At 73.1% G+C, this 18,396-nt stretch carries 19 protein-coding genes; 12 read left to right on the top strand and 7 right to left on the bottom strand.

Features of this window, described 5'->3' with window-relative positions; genetic code table 11:
• Positions 1-1,797 (bottom strand): AMP-dependent synthetase/ligase, encoded by a 1,797-nt coding sequence (locus tag GA0115242_RS08420; protein WP_093826182.1) that lies wholly within the window; start codon positions 1,795-1,797, stop codon positions 1-3.
• Positions 1,798-2,090: 293 nt separating this feature from the next.
• On the opposite strand from GA0115242_RS08420, the gene GA0115242_RS08415 reads away from it, so the two are divergent.
• The 6 genes from GA0115242_RS08415 to GA0115242_RS08390 all read left to right on the top strand — a co-directional run bounded on the left by GA0115242_RS08415 (position 2,091) and on the right by GA0115242_RS08390 (position 7,121).
• Entirely contained in the window at positions 2,091-2,888 is a 798-nt protein-coding gene (locus GA0115242_RS08415) for a metallophosphoesterase family protein (protein ID WP_093826180.1), read from the top strand.
• Between the two features lie 112 nt (positions 2,889-3,000).
• Entirely contained in the window at positions 3,001-3,444 is a 444-nt protein-coding gene (locus GA0115242_RS08410) for an SRPBCC family protein (RefSeq protein ID WP_093826178.1), read from the top strand.
• A 44-nt stretch (positions 3,445-3,488) separates the two neighbouring features.
• The gene (locus GA0115242_RS08405; RefSeq protein WP_093826176.1) at positions 3,489-4,658 is read left to right on the top strand and encodes an ArsA family ATPase; all 1,170 of its coding nucleotides are present in this window, start codon (positions 3,489-3,491) and stop codon (positions 4,656-4,658) included.
• Between the two features lie 57 nt (positions 4,659-4,715).
• The gene (locus tag GA0115242_RS08400) at positions 4,716-5,222 is read left to right on the top strand and encodes a DUF5304 domain-containing protein (protein ID WP_093826174.1); all 507 of its coding nucleotides are present in this window, start codon (positions 4,716-4,718) and stop codon (positions 5,220-5,222) included.
• Between the two features lie 55 nt (positions 5,223-5,277).
• A complete protein-coding gene (locus GA0115242_RS08395) occupies positions 5,278-6,231 on the top strand; it encodes an ROK family glucokinase (protein WP_093826170.1) in 954 nt (317 codons plus the stop codon).
• A gap of 119 nt (positions 6,232-6,350) precedes the next feature.
• Positions 6,351-7,121: an endonuclease/exonuclease/phosphatase family protein gene (locus GA0115242_RS08390; RefSeq protein WP_093826226.1), complete on the top strand. Its 771-nt coding sequence runs from the start codon at positions 6,351-6,353 to the stop codon at positions 7,119-7,121.
• Between the two features lie 123 nt (positions 7,122-7,244).
• Here the strand turns inward: GA0115242_RS08390 and GA0115242_RS08385 are convergent, their stop codons facing one another.
• Together GA0115242_RS08385 and GA0115242_RS08380 are read right to left on the bottom strand one after the other, a co-directional pair.
• Positions 7,245-7,979 (bottom strand): hypothetical protein, encoded by a 735-nt coding sequence (locus tag GA0115242_RS08385; protein WP_093826166.1) that lies wholly within the window; start codon positions 7,977-7,979, stop codon positions 7,245-7,247.
• Complete coding sequence (locus tag GA0115242_RS08380) at positions 7,972-8,751, bottom strand: alpha/beta hydrolase (RefSeq protein ID WP_093826224.1); 780 nt, start codon at positions 8,749-8,751, stop codon at positions 7,972-7,974. Before GA0115242_RS08380 ends, GA0115242_RS08385 begins: the two co-directional genes overlap by 8 nt.
• A 221-nt stretch (positions 8,752-8,972) precedes the next feature.
• Between GA0115242_RS08380 and GA0115242_RS08375 the strand changes: the two genes are divergently transcribed.
• The 4 genes from GA0115242_RS08375 (at position 8,973) to GA0115242_RS08360 (ending at position 12,892) form a co-directional block, all read left to right on the top strand.
• On the top strand, positions 8,973-9,722 hold the full coding sequence (locus GA0115242_RS08375; RefSeq protein ID WP_093826163.1) for a lysophospholipid acyltransferase family protein: 750 nt from the start codon (positions 8,973-8,975) through the stop codon (positions 9,720-9,722).
• Positions 9,723-9,836: 114 nt separating this feature from the next.
• Positions 9,837-11,057 carry a MacS family sensor histidine kinase gene (macS, locus tag GA0115242_RS08370; RefSeq protein ID WP_093826161.1) on the top strand — a complete coding sequence of 407 codons (1,221 nt, stop codon included), beginning with the start codon at positions 9,837-9,839 and terminating at the stop codon, positions 11,055-11,057.
• Entirely contained in the window at positions 11,054-11,731 is a 678-nt protein-coding gene (locus GA0115242_RS08365; protein ID WP_093826159.1) for a response regulator, read from the top strand. The genes macS and GA0115242_RS08365 overlap by 4 nt, the downstream gene beginning before the upstream one ends.
• A 132-nt stretch (positions 11,732-11,863) precedes the next feature.
• Positions 11,864-12,892, top strand: coding sequence for a 6-phosphofructokinase (locus GA0115242_RS08360; protein WP_093826158.1), 1,029 nt, complete (start codon positions 11,864-11,866; stop codon positions 12,890-12,892).
• 26 nt (positions 12,893-12,918) lie between these two features.
• Here the strand turns inward: GA0115242_RS08360 and GA0115242_RS08355 are convergent, their stop codons facing one another.
• Both GA0115242_RS08355 and GA0115242_RS42435 read right to left on the bottom strand, forming a co-directional pair.
• On the bottom strand, positions 12,919-14,823 hold the full coding sequence (locus GA0115242_RS08355) for an anthranilate synthase family protein (protein ID WP_093826156.1): 1,905 nt from the start codon (positions 14,821-14,823) through the stop codon (positions 12,919-12,921).
• A 129-nt stretch (positions 14,824-14,952) separates the two neighbouring features.
• On the bottom strand, positions 14,953-15,009 hold the full coding sequence (locus GA0115242_RS42435; RefSeq protein ID WP_352173385.1) for a trp operon leader peptide: 57 nt from the start codon (positions 15,007-15,009) through the stop codon (positions 14,953-14,955).
• 107 nt (positions 15,010-15,116) lie between these two features.
• Here GA0115242_RS42435 and GA0115242_RS08350 point away from each other — a divergent pair, with 107 nt between their 5' ends.
• A complete protein-coding gene (locus GA0115242_RS08350; RefSeq protein WP_093826154.1) occupies positions 15,117-16,472 on the top strand; it encodes a class II 3-deoxy-7-phosphoheptulonate synthase in 1,356 nt (451 codons plus the stop codon).
• Positions 16,473-16,627: 155 nt separating this feature from the next.
• Positions 16,628-16,870: a (2Fe-2S)-binding protein gene (locus GA0115242_RS08345; protein WP_093826152.1), complete on the top strand. Its 243-nt coding sequence runs from the start codon at positions 16,628-16,630 to the stop codon at positions 16,868-16,870.
• On the opposite strand, the gene bfr is transcribed toward GA0115242_RS08345, so the two are convergent.
• Together bfr and GA0115242_RS08335 are read right to left on the bottom strand one after the other, a co-directional pair.
• The gene (gene bfr, locus GA0115242_RS08340; RefSeq protein ID WP_093826150.1) at positions 16,867-17,346 is read right to left on the bottom strand and encodes a bacterioferritin; all 480 of its coding nucleotides are present in this window, start codon (positions 17,344-17,346) and stop codon (positions 16,867-16,869) included. The two genes, GA0115242_RS08345 and bfr, sit on opposite strands and share 4 nt — an antisense overlap.
• A gap of 161 nt (positions 17,347-17,507) precedes the next feature.
• Complete coding sequence (locus GA0115242_RS08335; RefSeq protein ID WP_093826148.1) at positions 17,508-18,377, bottom strand: deoxyribonuclease IV; 870 nt, start codon at positions 18,375-18,377, stop codon at positions 17,508-17,510.
• Between the last annotated feature and the right edge of the window lie 19 nt (positions 18,378-18,396).

Below are 18,396 nucleotides of genomic sequence, written 5' to 3'. Positions count from 1 at the left end.
TCACTTGGCGTAGATCGCCTCGATCTCGGCCGCGTAGTCCTTCGCCACCACATTGCGCTTGAGCTTCAGGGACGGCGTCAGGTGGCCCGACTCCTCCGTGAACGGAGAGGACAGAATGCGGAACTTCCGCACCGATTCCGCCTTCGACACCGCGGCGTTGCCGTCGTCGACCGCCGCCTGGATCTCCGCGAGCAGGTCCGGGTCGTCACGCAGCGACGCCGCGGTGGCATCCGCGGGCTTGCCGTGCTCGGCAGCCCACCGGCCCAGGAACTCGTCGTCCACGGTGACCAGCGCGCCCACGAACGGGCGCCCGTCGCCGACCACCATGCACTCCGCGACCAGCGCGTGCGCCCTGATCCGGTCCTCGATCACGGCGGGCGCGACGTTCTTGCCGCCCGCGGTGACGATGATCTCCTTCTTGCGGCCGGTGATCCGCAGGTACCCGTCCTCGTCCAGGGTGCCGATGTCGCCGGTGTGGAACCAGCCGTCGGTCAGCGCCTCCGCCGTCGCGCCCGGGTTGTTCCAGTACTCCTTGAAGAGATGCTCGCCGTGCAGCAGCACCTCGCCGTCGTCGGCGATCCGCACCACCGAACCCGGCAGCGGCTGCCCGACCGTACCGATCTTCGTGCGGTCCCACGGGTTGAACGCCGTCGCCGCGCACGACTCCGTCAGGCCGTACCCCTCCAGGACCGTGAAGCCGATCCCGCGGAAGAAGTGGCCCAGCCGCTCGCCCAGCGGGGCGCCCCCGGAGATCGCGTACTCGCCGCGCCCGCCCAGCACCGCGCGCAGCTTGCCGTAGACGAGCTTGTCGAACACCGCGTGCCGGATCCGCAGACCGAGCGAGGGGCCCGACGGGGTGTCCTGCGCCTTGCTATACGCGATCGCCGTGTCGGCGGCCCGGTCGAAGATCCTGCCCTTGCCGTCCGCCTGCGCCTTGGCCCGCGCCGCGTTGTAGACCTTCTCGAAGACCCGCGGGACGCCCAGGATCAGCGTCGGCCTGAACGACGCCAGCTCGTCCGTGAGGTGCTTGATGTCCGGGACGCAGCCCAGCTTGATCGGCGCCATCATCGGCGCGATCTGCACCAGCCGCCCGAAGACGTGCGCCAGCGGCAGGAACAGCAGCACCGAGCACTCGCCGGTGCGGAACAGCGGCCGCAGCCGCTCCACGATGTTGCCGCACTCCGCGAAGAAGCTGCGGTGGGTCAGCACACAGCCCTTGGGGCGCCCGGTGGTGCCCGAGGTGTAGACGATGGTCGCCGGGTCGTCGGCCCTGGCGAGCGAGCCGCGCTCCTCGACCGTGGCGTCCGAGACGTCCTGGCCGAGGCCGCCCAGCTCCTCGATCCCGCCGCCCTCGATCTGCCACAGGTGCTTGAGCGCGGGCAGCCGGTCGCGCACCGACTCGACGGTGGCCGTGTGGGCGTCCAGCTCCACCACGCACGCCGTCGCGCCCGAGTCGGACAGGATCCAGGCCACCTGCTCGGGCGAACTGGTCTCGTACACCGGCACGGTGACCGCGCCCGCGCTCCAGATCGCGAAGTCCAGCAGCGTCCACTCGTAGCGGGTGCGGGACATCAGGCCGACGCGGTCGCCCGGCTGCACCCCGGCGGCGACCAGGCCCTTGGCGGCGGTGACCACCTCGGCCAGGAACTCCGTCGCGGTCACGTCCCGCCACTCCCCGCCGACCTTGCGCGCGATCACGGCGACGTCGGGGTGCTGCGCGGCGTTTCTGCGGACGATGTCGGTCAGGTTGCCGTCCGCCGGGACCTCGTACAGAGCCGGAAGGCTGAACTCGCGCAAGACTGCTGCTCCTCATAGGGCGCCGGCGCCACGACGTCGTGGGCGACGGTGCGGTCCAAGGCTCGGGCAGGTGCTCGGGGCTTCCGCTGCGGAAAGGCCGAGCACGACTGGACCGCCCGGACGTTACCCGCCGGTATGGCTCCTCCGACAGGGGGTCCCGGCGTGATGTTCGCCGCGTCACACGGATTGGTGTTGCTGCCCGTACGGTAGTCCACCCGCTAACTGACTGGCCAGTAACAGCAGGCCCGGTCGGCACTGTTCACGCCCGCCGCACACGCCTACCCTTGATCGTCATGGCACCCACACCCTCCGGTCGCGGCAGCACGCGCGTTCATGTGGTCAGTGACGTGCACGGCAACGCCCGTGACCTGGCCCGTGCGGGCGACGGCGCAGACGCCCTGATCTGCCTCGGCGACCTCGTCCTCTTCCTCGACTACGCGGACCACTCGCGCGGCATCTTCCCCGACCTCTTCGGCGAGGAGAACGCCGACCGCCTGGTCGAGCTGCGCACCGCCCGCCGCTTCGAGGAGGCCCGCGCCTTCGGCGCCCGCCTCTGGGCCACCGTGGGCACCGACCGGGCGGCCGCCATCGAGAGCGCGGTGCGCAGGCAGTACGCCGAGCTGTTCGCCGCCTTCCCGACCCCGACGTACGCCACCTACGGCAACGTCGACATGCCGCCCCTGTGGGCGCAGTACGCGGGCCCCGGCACCACCGTCCTGGACGGCGAGCGGATCGAGATCGGCGGCCGCACCTTCGGGTTCGTCGGCGGCGGCCTGCGCACCCCCATGCGCACCCCGTACGAGATCGGCGACGAGGAGTACGCGGCGAAGATCGAGGCCGTCGGCGAGGTCGACGTGCTCTGCACGCACATCCCGCCCGAGGTCCCCGAACTGGTCTACGACACCGTCGCCCGCCGCTTCGAACGCGGGAGCCGCGCCCTGCTCGACGCCATCCGCCGCACCCGCCCCCGCTACGCCCTCTTCGGCCACGTCCACCAGCCGCTGGTCCGCCGGATGCGGATCGGTGCCACCGAGTGCGTCAACGTCGGCCACTTCGCGGGCACCGGGCGCCCCTGGGCCCTCGAATGGTGAGGTGACGCAGGTGGGGGGTGACGGCGGGCAGGCCCGTGCGCGGTAGCCTTCACGCTGCACACTCGTGCGCACGACGACCTGTCTACCGGCACGTATCCGAGGAGCCACGGCGATGGCGGAACACACCAGTTCGAGCATCACGATCGAGGCGGCGCCGGCCGACGTCATGGCGGTGATCGCCGACTTCGCCCGCTACCCGGACTGGACCGGCGAGGTCAAGGAGGCCGAGGTCCTCAAGACCGACGACCAGGGCCGCGCCGAGCACGTCCGCCTCGTCATGGACGCCGGCGCGATCAAGGACGACCAGACCCTCGGCTACACCTGGACCGGCGACCACGAGGTCTCCTGGACCCTCGTCAAGTCCCAGATGCTCCGCTCGCTCGACGGCTCCTACCTGCTGAAGCCGGTCGGCGCCGACGCCACCGAGGTCACCTATCGCCTCACCGTCGACGTCAAGATCCCCATGCTCGGCATGATCAAGCGCAAGGCCGAGAAGGTCATCATCGACCGCGCCCTGGCCGGGCTGAAGAAGCGGGTCGAGTCCGGGGAGAAGTAGCACCGCCGGGGGACCTTCCCCGCCGCCAGGTAGCGTTCACCCCTATGCGCACGATCCTGATCACGGGCCCCGGCGGCGCCGGACGCACGACCGTGGCCGCGGCCACCGCCGTCGCCGCCGCCCGCGCCGGCACCCGCACCCTGCTGCTCGGCGCCGACCGCGCCGACACCCTGGGCGCGGTCCTCGGCACCCCGACCGGCCCCGCCCCGGTGACCGTCGTCCCGCACCTCACGGCCTGGCGCCCCGACGCCACCGCCGGGTTCCGCGGCGACCTCACCGCCTTCCAGGACCGCGCCGCGACCGTCCTCGACCTGCTGGGCGCCGCCCGCCTGGACGCCGAGGAGGTCACCCCGCTGCCCGGCGCCGAGGAGCTGACCCTGCTGCGCGCCCTGCGCGACGCCGCCCTCAGCGACGCCCACGACCTCCTCGTCGTCGACCTGCCGCCCACCGAGCAGGCCCTCGCGCTGCTCGCCCTGCCCGGGGAGCTGCGCCGCTACCTGCGCCGCCTGCTGCCCTCCGAACGGCAGGCCGCCCGCGCCCTGCGCCCGGTCCTCGGCCGCCTGGCGGGCGTGCCCATGCCCGCGGAGTGGCTCTACGAGACCGCGGCCCGCTGGGAGGTGGAGCTGGGTGCCGTCGAGGCCGTCCTCGCCGACCCCGGCACCGTCGTCCGGCTGGTCGCCGAGCCCGGCCCCGCGGGCGCCGACGCCGTCCGCACCGCCGTCCTCGCGCTCGCCGTGCGCGGACTGCGTCCCGACCTGCTGGTCGCGGGCCGGGTGCTGCCCGAGTCCGCGGCCGAGGGCTGGCTCGCCGGTCCCGTCGCCCAGCAGCGCAAGGTGCTGGAGGAGTGGCGCGAGAGCCACGACGTCCGCCAGGTCCTCCACCTCGGCCACGACCCCCGCGGACCCGAGGACCTCGACGCCCTGGACGTCCCCGGCCCCGACGGCACCGCCTCCACCGTCGAGTGGCCGGTCACCGACGCCCTCGCCGACGAGGGCGTGCTCGTCTGGCACATCCCGCTGCCCGGCGCGACCCGCGACCAGCTCGACCTGATCCGGCGCGGCGACGAACTCGTCGTCACCGTCGGCCCGTTCCGCCGGATCGTCGCCCTGCCGTCCGCCCTGCGCCGCTGCACCGTCGCCGGGGCCTCGCTGCGCGAGGCCGTGCTGCGCATCCGGTTCGCGCCCGACCCCGCGCTGTGGCCCGACGGCCGGTGAACCTCCGGCGGCCGTTCGGGTAACGTCGGAGGGACGAACCGTAGTCAGGAGTCCGTCATGAGCGAACAGCTCCCCCGGTCGGATGACGGCGAGCCGCAGGCCGCCGAGGAGGCGCGGGCCACCGACGCCGACGCCTGGTCGACCGCGTGCGCCGAGGACCTCGCCGAGGAGAAGGCCCGCCGCCGCGAACGGCACGGAACCCCGCCCGGCTCGGCCGCCGAGGAACTGCGCAGGCTGCTCGACACGGTCGCGGACCGGCTGTCGGCGTCGGGGTCGCCGCTGCTCGGCGCCGTCGGCGGACCGGCCGCCCAGCAGGCGGTGCGCCAGGTCGTGCAGCAGGCCAGGGCCGCCGTCGAACCGGTCATCGAACGCAACCCGGACGTCTTCGACCACCTGGCCGCCGCGGGCGGAGAACTGCTCGCCGCCTACCGCTCCGCGGTCGGGACCCAGGAGCAGCGCTGGACCACCCGCGCCGCCGACCAGGACCCCGGCGGACGGCCCGCGAAGGGCCGCGACGACGGCGACGCCGGACCGTCCCCCGGCGAACGCATCGACGTGGACTGAGTGCCCCCTCGGGTACGGTTGGCCGTAGCGGGGCTCGACCGAAACTGAGGGATTCATGGGACTCACCATCGGCGTCGACATCGGCGGCACGAAGATCGCGGCCGGCGTGGTCGATGAGGAAGGCAACATCCTCTCGACGCACAAGGTGCCGACTCCGGGCACGCCCGACGCCATCGTGGACGCGATCGCCGCCGCCGTGGAGGGCGCGCGTGCCGGACACGAGATCGTCGGCGTGGGCATCGGTGCCGCCGGATACGTCAACCGCCAGCGTTCCACCGTCTACTTCGCGCCGAACATCGACTGGCGCCAGGAGCCGCTGAAGGAGAAGGTCGAGACCCGCGTCGGCCTCCCGGTCGTCGTGGAGAACGACGCCAACGCGGCCGCCTGGGGCGAGTACCGGTTCGGCGCCGGCAAGGGCCACCGCAACGTCATCTGCATCACGCTCGGCACCGGCCTGGGCGGCGGCATCATCATCGGCAACAAGCTGCGCCGCGGCCACTTCGGTGTCGCCGCCGAGTTCGGCCACATCCGCATGGTGCCCGACGGCCTGCTCTGCGGCTGCGGCTCCCAGGGCTGCTGGGAGCAGTACGCCTCCGGGCGCGCCCTGGTCCGCTACGCCAAGCAGCGCGCCAACGCCACCCCGGAGAACGCCGAGATCCTGCTCGGCCTGGGCGACGGCTCCCCGGACGGCATCGAGGGCAAGCACATCTCCATGGCCGCCCGGCAGGGCGACCCGGTCGCCGTCGACTCCTACCGTGAGCTGGCCCGCTGGGCCGGGGCCGGGCTCGCCGACCTCGCCTCGCTCTTCGACCCGTCCGCGTTCATCGTCGGCGGCGGCCTCTCGGACGAGGGCGAGCTGGTCCTCGACCCGATCCGCAAGTCGTACAAGCGCTGGCTGGTCGGCGGGAACTGGCGCCCGGTCGCCGACGTGATCGCCGCCAAGCTCGGCAACGAGGCCGGCCTGGTCGGCGCGGCGGACCTGGCCCGGGAGCCCGACCCCATCATGTGACCCCGTCCGCGGGGAGGACGCACCCACCCACGGGGCGCGAGGACCGTGCCGCGAGCCGTCGCACCAGGCTCGCGCGCTCGGGGCTCGCGCCCCGGCGCGTGAGGCGTACATTGATCACCATGCCGCTGCTCCCTCCCTCCCGCACGGAGCCCGACGGCTCCGCGGTCATCAGGGTCCTGAGCTACAACATCCGCTCGATGCGCGACGACACCGCGGCCCTGGCCCGGGTCATCGGCGCCTGCGCCCCCGACCTCGTCCTCCTCCAGGAGGCGCCCCGCTTCTTCCGCTGGCGCAAGAAGCTCGCCCGGCTCGCCGCGGCCTCCGGCCAGGTGATCCTGACCGGCGGCGGCACGGCCGCGGGCCCCGCGATCCTGTGCGGTCTGCGGGCCACCGTCGAACGGACCGAGGATGTGCTGCTGCCCCTCACCCCCGGGCTGCACCGGCGCGGCTTCGCCACCGCCGTGGTCCGCTTCGGCGACGCCAGGCTCGGCGTGCTCAGCTGCCATCTGTCGCTGAGCGGGCGGGAGCGCCTGGCCCAGGGCGGGCTGCTCCTCGACCGGCTCGCGGCGCTCGGCACGGAGCACGCCGTCGTCGGCGGCGACCTCAACGAACGGCCCACCGGACGCACCTTCCGGCGCCTGGCCGGGGGGCTCCAGGACGGCTGGGCCACCGCGCCCTGGGGCGGCGAGCACACCTCGACCCCGGCCGACCCGCACCAGCGCATCGACGCGGTGTTCGCCACCCGGGGTGTCGAGGTGCTGGGCTGCGGGGTCCCGCTGGACCAGCCCGGGGTGACCGGGACGGACCTGAGGGCGGCCACGGACCACCTTCCGGTCCTGGCCGCGCTCAGAATCCCCGCGCGCCCGGGGACGGCGCCCGGAGCGGCCTAGCGGGCCCACCTCCGGGCCGCCGCCGGTGCGCGCGCCCCCGGGTGTCGCCGGAGCGCCCGCCCCGGATGCCGCCGGAGAGCCCGCCCCGGGTGTTTCAGACGACCGCGCCCCGTCTCGGGTGTCTCAGACGACCGCGCCCCGGCCCGGGTCGATGTCGTCCTCGTCGTCCGGTCTCATGCGGACGACGAGGGTGGCGAAGCCGCCCAGGAAGCCGCCGATGCAGAGGGTGGCCAGCCACCAGGTCATGTCCCAGCCGAACAGCACCGCCAGCAGGAGCAGCACAGGACCGCCGATGACACCCAGCCACGCGAAGGTGGAGGTGGGGTCGGCGGCGGGCAGCGGCGGCGGCTCCGGCGGCACGAAGTGCCCCTCGTCGTCCTCGTCGCCCTCGCCCCCGGAGGGTTCCCGCGGGGAGTAGTCGCGGGGTCCGACGCCCGGGGCGAAGGAGACGGAGCCGCCCAGCGGGGTGGCGCCTCCCGCCCGCTCCGGCCGCTCGGGCTCGTCCGCCTCCTGCTCGGCGGGAGAGGCAGACCCGGCGGGGCCCGCGGAACCGGCCGGACCGGCCGATCGGGTGGGTCCGGTCGCGTCGCCCGGACCTGCCGGGTCGGTCGCCGCCGGGGGCTCCCCCTGGGCGGTGGGCCCGGTGGACCCGGCGGGCCCGGGGGTGTCGGCGGGGGCGTTGGTCTCCGATTCCAGCAGGGCCAGATCCTCGACCGACTTGAACGGCTTGGCGCCCGGCGGATCGCTCGGCTCCTCGCCGTACCCCGCGACGATCGCCGCCCACGCCGCGTCCTCGTCGAACGGCACGCCCCGCTCCTCCGGTTCGCGGCCCTCGCGCTCGGAGTCGTGTTCAGCCACCTGTGGCCGTCCCTTCCTTGCCGACACTGGGTGCGAGCCGGCCGATGAACGCGAGGCTCTCCTGCACGATCCGGTCCGCGTCGTGGTCCAACGTCGCGACGTGGTAGCTCTGTTCCAGCAGCACCTCGCGGACGTCGCGCGAGGAGACCCGGCTGAGGACGCGCGCCGAGTCGGCCGGTGGCACCACATGGTCCTGCGGGCTGCGCAGCAGCAGCAACGGCTGCGTGACCTGCGGGAGTTCGCGGTCGACCACCCGGAAGAGGGCGCGCAGCGAGTGCGCCGCGTGCAGCGGCACCCGGTCGTACCCCAGCTCCTCGGCGCCCGGCTTGGCGATGTCGCTGGCGATGCCCTTGGTGGAGGGCAGCAGATGGCGCAGCACCGGCAGCGCGTACGCGGCCGGGCCGTGCATGTGGTTGGCCGGGTTGACGACGACGACACCGCTCACCGCGTCCCCGTGCCGGGCGGCGAGCCGCAGGGCGAGGGTGCCGCCCATCGAGAGACCGGCCACGAAGACCTGGTCGCAGCGGTCGCGGAGGGCACGTAGCTCGCGGTCCAGCTCGGCGTACCAGTCCTGCCAGCCGGTGAGCTGGAGGTCCTCCCAGCGGGTGCCGTGGCCGGGCAGCAGGGGCAGCGAGACCGTGAGGTCGCGCTCGGCGAGCCGCTCGGCCCAGGGGCGCAGCGACTGGGGGGACCCGGTGAAGCCGTGGCAGAGGAGGACGCCGACCCTGCCGCCCTCGTGGCGGTACGGCTCGGCTCCAGGAAGGACCGGCACCATCGGTCTCCTGTTCGTGTGGAAGGGGCGGGACATATGCGGACGACGGTCGTCGGACGACGTTCGGCACAAGGACGCGAACGAGGGGCACACGGTCTGCGAAGCGTTGTTTGCAGGACCTTCACGGTACGCGACCGCACTGACACCGACCAGGGTCGTCGGCTTCCCGGGCGGTGCTCCGGGTTAAGGTCGGACCGACGGACACAGGAGGCACACGGGTGATGTACGGCGCGATGAAGGTCGCTATCGGGGGACCGCTGAAGGTCACCTTCAGGCCCTGGGTGGAGGGGATGGAGAACATCCCCGCCGAGGGCGCGGCGATCCTGGCGAGCAATCACCTCTCGTTCTCGGACTCCTTCTTCCTCCCCGCGGTGCTCGACCGCAAGGTCACCTTCATCGCGAAGGCCGAGTACTTCACGACGCCCGGGGTCAAGGGACGGCTGACCGCCGCGTTCTTCAAGGGCGTCGGCCAGCTCCCGGTGGACCGCTCCGGTGCGCGCGGCGCGGGCGAGGCGGCCGTCAGGAGCGGCATCGAGGTCCTGGAGCGCGGCGAGCTGTTCGGCATCTACCCGGAGGGCACCCGCTCGCCCGACGGCAGGCTCTACCGGGGCAAGCCCGGCGGTCTCGCCCGGGTGGCGCTGGCCTCCGGCGCCCCGGTGATCCCGGTCGCGATGATCGACACCGAGAAGATCCAGCCGCCCGGCCAGGTCATGCCGAAGCTGATGCGGCCCGGCATCCGGATCGGCGAGCCCCTGGACTTCAGCCGCTACCAGGGCATGGAGCACGACCGCTTCGTGCTGCGCGCGGTGACCGACGAGGTCATGTACGAGATCATGAAGCTCTCCGGCCAGGAGTACGTCGACATCTACGCGACGGCGGCCAAGCGGAAGATCGCGGACGCGGCGAAGGCGGAGAAGGCGGCGCGATCGGCCGCCGCCCAGGCGCAGAAGAACGGGACGCCGGGCGGCTAGGGCCGTGCCGGGCATCGCGAGCCGGTGAACCTTTCCGGCCAGGGCACTAGGGTCGGTCCGGTGGTGCCCGTCGTGGCCGGAGGGCGGCCGGGCGGGGTCCGGGGGGTGGGGGAGATGGTCGGGCGCGAGCGTGTCGTGCGGATGTCGGTCGAGCAGCCGCTGTGGCGTGCGCTGACCGGCTACCGGGTGCTCACCCTGCTCTACGCGGTGGGCCTGTTCGTCTCCGGCTGGGCGCACTTCCGCCGCCCCGGGGTCGCCGTCGCCTACTACGTCGTCCTGACGGTGTGGACGCTGGCCACCCTGCCCCGGGTGGCGAACGCGGCCGCCTGCACGAAGCGGTTCCTCGCCGTCGACCTGACCGTCGCGCTCACCGGCATCCTGCTCACCCCGGTCGCCGACTCGCCCGCGCGGGTCCTCGACGGCGGGCCCACCCTGCCGTCGATATGGACGGCCGGGTCCGTGCTGGCCTTCGCCATCAAGGGCGGCTGGCGCTGGGCGGCCGTCGCCTCCACGCTGGTCGCGGGCGCCAACCTGGCCGAGCGGGGCGCCCCCGCCCGCGACACCGTCCACAACGTGGTCCTGGTGTGGGTGGCGTCCATCGCGATCGGGTACGTCGTCGAGGTCGCCCGCGCCTCCGAGCGGACGCTGGCCCGCGCCCTGGAGATCGAGGCCGCGACCCGGGAGCGGGAACGGCTCGCGCGGGACATCCACGACGGGGTGCTCCAGGTGCTGGCGATGGTGCAGCGGCGCGGCGCGGTCCTCGGCGGCGAGGCGGCCGAGCTGGGCCGCCTCGCGGGCGAGCAGGAGGTGGCGCTGCGCACGCTGGTCTCGGCCGGTCCGGCCCCGGTGGCCCCCGCTGCGGGCGGTGACGGTGGCGCCGTTCACGCCGCCGGTGAGGGGGACGGGCCCGGCGGTCCCCTCGACCTGCGGCTGCTGCTCGCGCCGTACGCGTCGGCCCGGGTCAGCCTCGCCGGGCCCGGGGCCGCCGTGCTGCTCCCGGCGCCCGAGGCGCGTCAGCTCGCGGCGGCGGTCGGCGCGGCCCTGGACAACGTGGACCGGCACGCGGGCGACGGCGCGCGGGCCTGGATCCTCGTCGAGGACGAGCCGGACGAGGTCGTGGTGACCGTCCGGGACGACGGGCCCGGCATCCCGGAGGGGCGCCTCGCGCAGGCCGAGGGGGAGGGGCGGCTCGGGGTCGCCCAGTCGATCAGGGGACGGCTGCGGGACCTCGGCGGCCGTGCCGAACTGCTCTCCGTGCCGGGTCAGGGCACCGAGGTCGAGCTGACCGTACCGAAGCAGGCGAAGGACCCACGGGGGAAGGCGGAACGACGATGAACGAGCGTGCTCCGATCCGGGTGATGGTGGTAGACGACCACCCCATGTGGCGCGACGCGGTCGCCCGGGACCTCGCCGAGTCGGGGTGCGAGGTGGTCGCCACCGCGGGCGACGGCGAACAGGCGGTGCGCCGGGCCAAGGCCGTCTCGCCCGACGTCCTGGTCCTCGACCTCAACCTGCCGGTCCTGCCCGGGGTGCGGGTGTGCCAGGAACTCGTCGCCCACCAGCCGGCGCCGCGGGTCCTGGTGCTCTCGGCGAGCGGCGAGCACGCGGACGTCCTGGAGGCCGTGAAGTCGGGGGCGACCGGCTATCTGCTGAAGTCGGCCTCCACGGAGGAGCTGATCGACGCGGTCCGCCGCACCGCCGCCGGGGACCCGGTGTTCACGCCCGGCCTCGCCGGTCTCGTGCTCGGCGAGTACCGCAGGCTGGCGTCCGAACCGGCGCCGGGACCGGCGGGCGGCGACGAACCGGGCGCGCCCCGGCTGACCGACCGCGAGACCGAGGTGCTGCGCCTGGTCGCCAAGGGCCTCAGCTACAAGCAGATCGCCGAACGCCTGGTGATCTCGCACCGCACGGTCCAGAACCACGTCCAGAACACCCTGGGCAAGCTCCAGCTCCACAACCGGGTCGAGCTGGTCCGCTACGCGATCGAGCGCGGTCTCGACGAGGTGTAGGGCCGGGCCGCGCCGATCCGTCCCGGGTCAAGTCTCCCTCCCCGCGCGGGAATTGCCGTCCCGCCCATCGCGGTGTGACCTGGGTCACCCTTAGCGTGGCCTCACGGCACCCCTCGGCGAAGGGACATTTCCATGCGGATCGGAGTACTGACCGGAGGCGGCGACTGCCCCGGACTCAACGCCGTCATCCGGGGCATCGTCCGCAAGGGCGTGCAGGAGTACGGGTACGAGTTCGTCGGCTACCGGGACGGCTGGCGGGGCCCCCTGGAGAACGCGACCGTACGGCTCGACATCCCCGCCGTGCGCGGCATCCTGCCCCGCGGCGGCACCATCCTCGGCTCCTCCCGCACCAACCCCCTCCAGCGCGCCGACGGCATCGACCGGATCAGGGAGAACCTGGCCGACCTGGCCGTCGACGCGCTCGTCGCGATCGGCGGCGAGGACACCCTCGGCGTCGCCGCCCGGCTCCACGACGAGTACGGCGTGCCCGTCGTCGGCGTCCCGAAGACCATCGACAACGACCTGTCCGCCACCGACTACACCTTCGGCTTCGACACCGCGGTCAACATCGCCACCGAGGCCATCGACCGGCTGCACACCACGGCCGAGTCCCATATGCGGGTCCTGGTCTGCGAGGTGATGGGCCGTCACGCGGGCTGGATAGCCCTGCACTCGGGACTGGCGGGCGGCGCCAACGTCATCCTCGTCCCGGAGCGGCGCTTCGACGTCGACCAGGTCTGCGCCTGGATCACCTCCCGGTTCCGCGCCTCCTACGCCCCGATCGTCGTCGTCGCCGAAGGGGCGGTGCCGCAGGACGGCGAGGTGGTCCTCAAGGACGAGTCCCTCGACTCCTTCGGGCACGTCCGGCTCTCCGGGGTCGGCGAGTGGCTCGCCAAGGAGATCGAGAAACGCACCGGCAAGGAGGCCCGCACCACCGTCCTCGGGCACATCCAGCGCGGCGGCACGCCCAGCGCCTTCGACCGCTGGCTGGCCACCAGGTTCGGCCTGCACGCCGTCGACTGCGTCCACGACGGCGACTTCGGCGTGATGGTCGCGCTGCGCGGCACCGACATCGTCCGCGTCCCCCTCGCCGAGGCGACGGCCCGCCTGAAGACCGTCGACCCGGCGCTGTACGAGGAGGCGTCGGTGTTCTTCGGCTGACGGGCGGGCCGCTCCCCGGGGCCGGGCTACCGCGCGGGCCGTCCCCCGGGGGCCGTGTCCGCGCCGCGCAGCCCGGCCACCAGCTCCCGCACGATCGTCGCGCCGTTCAGCGACAGCACCGACTCCGGATGGAACTGCACCCCGGCGAACCCGGGCCCGCGCACCGCGTGGACCTCGCCGTCTGCCGCCCGTGCCACCTCGATCCCGCGGGCCGCGAGGGCGGTGTGCGCGGGGTCGGCGCAACGGGCCGTGAAGCTGTTGTAGAAGCCGACGGTCTCCGCCCGCCCGAACAGGTCGATCACGGTCTGCGCCCCCTGGTGGGGCACCGCCTTGCGGACGACGGGCAGGCCCAGCTCCGCCGCGATCAGCTCGTGGCCCAGGCAGACCCCGAGCACCCCGTGCCGGTGCCCGCGCAGCACCTCGGCGGTCAGGGCGCGCAGGAAGACCATCCGGGGGTCGCCCGGGTCGCCCGGGTCGCCGGGGCCGGGGCCGAGCACCACGGGACCGGCGTGCGCCAGGACCGCCGTCCGCAGGTCGGGCTCGTCGTAGCGGCGGACGGTCACCTCCAGGCCGCCGGAGCGCAGGACGTGCGCCAGCATCGCCGTGAAGGTGTCCTCGCCGTCCACGACCAGCGCGTGCCCCCGCAGGTCGCCGCCGCGCTCCTGCATCCGCAGCCAGAACGGCGCGAGCGAGGACCTGCGGCCGTCGAGCGCGGACCGCACCCGGGGGTCGTCGGCCAGCCGGGGCCGGTCCGCCTCGGCGGCGGGGCGGGCCGGTCGCACCCCGAGCGCGGCCAGCACGCCCGCCGCCTTCGCGTGGGTCTCCGCGACCTCGCCCGCCGGGTCCGAGCCGCGCACCAGGGTCGCGCCGACCGGCACCCGCAGCGCGCCCGCCGCGTCGATGTCGGCGGTGCGGATCAGGATCGGGGAGTCCAGGTTCTGGGCGCCGCCCGCGTCCCGGCCGAGCAGCGCGAGGGCGCCCCCGTAGTAGCCGCGCGCGCCGCCGTCGGGGCCCAGCGGCTCGTACCGCTCGATGACCCGGCAGGCGTTCTGCACCGGCGAGCCCGTGACGGTCGCCGCGAACATCGTCTCCCTGAGCACCTCCCGCGCGTCCAGCGACGAGCGGCCGCGCAGCTCGTACTCGGTGTGCGCGAGGTGCGCCATCTCCTTCAGCCGCGGCCCGACGACGACCCCGCCCATGTCGCCGACGGTGCACATCATCTTCAGCTCCTCGTCGACGACCATCGACAGCTCCTCGATCTCCTTGCGGTCGGCGAGGAAGCCGAGCAGGTGCTCGGGGGTCGGGCCGTCCGCCGGATAGCGGTAGGTCCCGCTGATCGGGTTCATCACCACCGTCCCGCCGGCCATCCGCACATGGACCTCGGGGCTCGCCCCGACCAGCGTCCGCTCCCCGGTGTGCACCACGAACGTCCAGTAGGCGCCCCGTTCGCCCGCCAGCAGACGGCGGAACAGGGCGAGCGCGTCGGCCCGCCCGAAGCCGGGGACCTCACCGGTGTAGGTGCGCCTGATCACGAAGTTGGCGCCCTCGCCGCGCCCGATCTCCTCCCGCAGCACCCGGTCGACGATCGACGCGTAGGCGTCGTCGGCCACGTCGAAGCCGCCGTCCGTCACCCGTACCTCGTGCGCCGGGAGCTGGGCGAGGGCGTCCGCGAGGGGCAGCGTCCAGGTCTCCTCGGGGACCAGCGCGGTGAGCGGGGTGCCGTCGTCGCGGACGTCGAAGCCGCGCTCGCGGATCTGCCGGAAGGGCACCAGGGCGAGGCAGGTGTCGGGCAGGTCGGCCAGGCGCTCGTGGTCGGCCACCCGGCCGACGAGGACCTCGACGGTCTCGTGGTCCTGTCCGGGGGTGCGGCGGCGCAGCAGGGCGAACGGGCGGGGGTCGGCGAGGAGATCGGCCAGATCGAACCGGGGCATGGGTCGTGTCCTTGGTCACGGGGGCCCGCCGGTTCCCTGGGGACCGGCGGACCGGGTGGAGAGGAACGGCCCCGGAAACACCGAAGGCCGCCCCTCGGGCGGCCTTCGCGAAATCGTGCGTACGCGCAGTCAGTGGGCCGCCGGATGAGCGGTCCACCACCAGTTCTGGGTCGGGTGCGCGAACATGCCGGGCACTCTATCCCACGGTCCGCGCGGACACAGATGAGCGGCCCGCCGTCTCACCTGTCGGGCCGGGACGAAAACCACTCGACACGACCCTTTAATGTGGGGGCGTGACCGTGAACGCTGATTCCCACGCCGTCGCCGCGCAGGCGACCTGGCGAGACCTGCCCGCGGCGCAGCAGCCCGATTACCCCGACGCCGAGGCTCTGCGCAAGGTGATCGCCGAGCTGGAGTCGTATCCGCCGCTCGTCTTCGCCGGTGAGTGCGACCAGCTGCGCGCTCGCCTGGCGGCCGTCGCCAAGGGGGAGGCGTTCCTCCTTCAGGGCGGCGACTGCGCCGAGGCCTTCGACGCCGTCGGCGCCGAGCAGATCCGCGCCAAGCTCAAGACGCTGCTCCAGATGGGCGCCGTGCTGACGTACGCCGCCTCGGTGCCGGTGGTCAAGGTCGGGCGGATCGCCGGGCAGTACTCCAAGCCGCGCTCCAAGCCGACCGAGACCCGCGACGGCGTGACGCTGCCGACCTACCGGGGCGACTCGGTCAACGGCTTCGACTTCACCGAGGAGGCCCGCGTCCCGGACCCCGAGCGGCTGAAGCGGATGTACAACGCCTCCGCGTCGACGCTCAACCTGGTGCGCGCCTTCACCACCGGTGGCTACGCCGACCTGCGCCAGGTGCACGCCTGGAACCAGGACTTCGTGCGCTCGTCCCCCTCCGGCCAGCGCTACGAGCAGCTCGCCCGCGAGATCGACAACGCGCTGAACTTCATGCGGGCGTGCGGCACCGACCCGGAGGAGTTCAAGACCGTCGAGTTCTACGCCTCCCACGAGGCGCTGCTGCTGGACTACGAGTCGGCGCTGACCCGCGTCGACTCCCGCACCGGCTCGCTGTACGACGTCTCCGGGCACATGGTGTGGATCGGTGAGCGCACCCGTCAGATGGACGGCGCGCACATCGAGTTCGCGTCGAAGATCCGCAACCCGATCGGCATCAAGCTGGGTCCGACGACGACGGCGGAGGACGCCCTCCAGTACGTCGAGCGCCTCGACCCCGAACGGGAGCCGGGACGGCTGACGTTCATCGTGCGGATGGGCGCCGACAAGGTCCGCGACCGGCTGCCCGAGCTGGTGGAGAAGGTCACCGCGTCCGGCGCGGTGGTCGCGTGGGTGACCGACCCGATGCACGGCAACACCTTCGAGGCCGCCTCCGGTCACAAGACCCGGCGCTTCGACGACGTGCTGGACGAGGTCAAGGGCTTCTTCGAGGTCCACAAGGCCCTCGGCACCCACCCGGGCGGCATCCACGTGGAGCTGACCGGCGACGACGTCACGGAGTGTGTCGGCGGCGGCGACGAGATCTTCGTCGACGACCTGCACCAGCGCTACGAGACGGCGTGCGACCCGCGGCTCAACCGCAGCCAGTCGCTGGACCTGGCCTTCCTGGTGGCGGAGATGTACCGGGACCAGTAGGGCCGGTGGGGCGGAAGACGCAGGTGGGGCGTGGATCACAACGGATCCACGCCCCACTCCACTGTTGCGGACCCGGCGCGGCGGGTAAGGTTAGGTTAGCCTCACCGACTAGCGGGACGGCGTATCGATTCCATCCCGGCGAGAGGTGACACCGCGTGTTCGTGTGCAGCTGCTTCGGAGTCACCGAAGCGCAGGTCAAGCGACACGCCGCGGACGGTGCCTGCACCCCCCGCCAGATCGCCTCCGCCTGCAAGGCGGGCACGGACTGCGGGTCCTGCGTCCGCACGATCCAGGCGCTCCTCGGCCGCGGCTCCTGCCCCCGCCGCGACCTCGCCGACCAGGGCCGCCCGGTCCTCGCCGACGTGGCGGAACCCGCCCGGCTGGACGAGGCGGCCTAGCTCTCCGGCTGCTCGATGAGCTGCGCGATGTAGAGGGCCTCACCGAGCTTCTCGACCAGTTCGAGCTGGGTGTCGAGGTAGTCGATGTGGTGCTCCTCGTCCTCCAGGATCGACTCGAAGATGTTCGCCGACGTGATGTCGCCCTTCTCGCGCATCACCTTGATGCCCCGCCGCAGCCGGTCGATCGCCTCGACCTCCACCTGGCGGTCCGCCTCGAACATCTCCTTGACGGTCTGGCCCACCCGGACGTGGAAGAGGCGCTGGTAGTTCGGCAGCCCCTCCAGGAACAGGATCCGGTCGGTGAGCACCTCGGCGTGCTTCATCTCGTCGAACGACTCGTGCCGGGTGTACTTCGCGAGCTTCGTCCAGCCGAAGTTCTCCTGCATCTTGGCGTGCAGGAAGTACTGGTTGATCGCGGTCAGCTCACCGGTGAGCTGTTCGTTGAGGAACTCGATGATCTCGGGGTCGCCCTGCATGGCAGCGGCTCCTTCCGTGCGGGCTAACTGGCAGGTTGCGCCGCATGATTGCACCCGTCACGAAGATCGTCCAGTAAGTCTTCACTTAGTAAGTAAGTGCTGCCTTAGTCCAGTTTGACCCGTTCTCGGGTCAACTCCCGCGCCGCTGCCGCGAAGGCGCCTCAACCGCGCAGCTTCTTCAACCGCTCCACGTCCGCCGCGTGTCCCTCCTTGCCGCCGGGGGTCTCGATGATCAGCGGCACCCCCTCGGTCGCCGGATGCGTCATCAGCGCGCGGAACGGGTCCTCCCCGATGTGGCCCGCGCCGATGTTCTCGTGCCGGTCCTTGTGCGCGCCCGCGACGTCCTTGGAGTCGTTGGCGTGCACGAGGCGCAGCCGCCCCGCGCCGACGGTCTCCACCAGCAGGTCGAGCGTCTGGTGCATGCCGCTGGGGCCGGTCAGATCGTGCCCGGCGGCGAAGATGTGGCAGGTGTCCAGGCAGACACCCAGCCGGGGATGGGACTCCAGCGCCTCGAAGTACGGCCCGAAGTCCCAGGTCCGCGAGCAGAGCGAGGACCCCTGGCCCGCCGTCGACTCCAGCAGCAGGAACGGGTCGTCCTCGTGGGTGAGTTCGTCCAGCAGGGGCAGCAGCCGCTCGTGGACCTGCCGCAGCGCCACGGCGCGCTCCCGGCCGCCGGTCGCGCTGCCGGTGTGGACGACGACGCCGAGCGCCCCGATCTCCCGACCGCGGCGCAGCGAGTGCCGCAGCGACTCCACCGACCGGTCGGCCGTCGCCTCGGTGTGCGAACCGAAGTTGATCAGGTACGGGGCGTGCACGTACGCCGGGATCGACGCCTCGGCGCAGGCCGCCCTGAACGCCTCGTCCTGCCGCGGGTCGCCGACCGGGGTGGCCCAGCCGCGCGGATTGGCGACGAAGACCTGCACCGCCTCCGCCCGCAGCTCACGGGCGTAGGACAGGCCGACGGAGTGCAGTCCGCCGGCGACCGGGACATGACCGCCGACGGGGTTGCGGGAGAGGTGCTGGCTGTTCACCCGCCCAGGGTGTCACGGC

It is taken from the genome of Streptomyces sp. SolWspMP-5a-2 (assembly GCF_900091845.1).
Taxonomy (GTDB): Bacteria; Actinomycetota; Actinomycetes; order Streptomycetales; family Streptomycetaceae; genus Streptomyces; species Streptomyces doudnae.
The sequence above is the reverse complement of the archived record's forward strand: the minus strand, read 5'-3'. Positions and strand labels throughout refer to the sequence as shown.

Excerpts from the sequence above, each read along its gene's own strand:
- GA0115242_RS08415 (WP_093826180.1), top strand. The coding sequence starts at position 2,091 with ATGGCACCCACACCCTCCGGTCGCGGCAGCACGCGCGTTCATGTGGTC.
- GA0115242_RS08410 (WP_093826178.1), top strand. The coding sequence starts at position 3,001 with ATGGCGGAACACACCAGTTCGAGCATCACGATCGAGGCGGCGCCGGCC.
- GA0115242_RS08405 (WP_093826176.1), top strand. The coding sequence starts at position 3,489 with ATGCGCACGATCCTGATCACGGGCCCCGGCGGCGCCGGACGCACGACC.
- GA0115242_RS08400 (WP_093826174.1), top strand. The coding sequence starts at position 4,716 with ATGAGCGAACAGCTCCCCCGGTCGGATGACGGCGAGCCGCAGGCCGCC.
- GA0115242_RS08395 (WP_093826170.1), top strand. The coding sequence starts at position 5,278 with ATGGGACTCACCATCGGCGTCGACATCGGCGGCACGAAGATCGCGGCC.
- GA0115242_RS08390 (WP_093826226.1), top strand. The coding sequence starts at position 6,351 with ATGCCGCTGCTCCCTCCCTCCCGCACGGAGCCCGACGGCTCCGCGGTC.
- GA0115242_RS08375 (WP_093826163.1), top strand. The coding sequence starts at position 8,973 with ATGTACGGCGCGATGAAGGTCGCTATCGGGGGACCGCTGAAGGTCACC.
- macS (WP_093826161.1), top strand. The coding sequence starts at position 9,837 with ATGGTCGGGCGCGAGCGTGTCGTGCGGATGTCGGTCGAGCAGCCGCTG.
- GA0115242_RS08365 (WP_093826159.1), top strand. The coding sequence starts at position 11,054 with ATGAACGAGCGTGCTCCGATCCGGGTGATGGTGGTAGACGACCACCCC.
- GA0115242_RS08360 (WP_093826158.1), top strand. The coding sequence starts at position 11,864 with ATGCGGATCGGAGTACTGACCGGAGGCGGCGACTGCCCCGGACTCAAC.
- GA0115242_RS08355 (WP_093826156.1), bottom strand. The coding sequence starts at position 14,823 with ATGCCCCGGTTCGATCTGGCCGATCTCCTCGCCGACCCCCGCCCGTTC.
- bfr (WP_093826150.1), bottom strand. The coding sequence starts at position 17,346 with ATGCAGGGCGACCCCGAGATCATCGAGTTCCTCAACGAACAGCTCACC.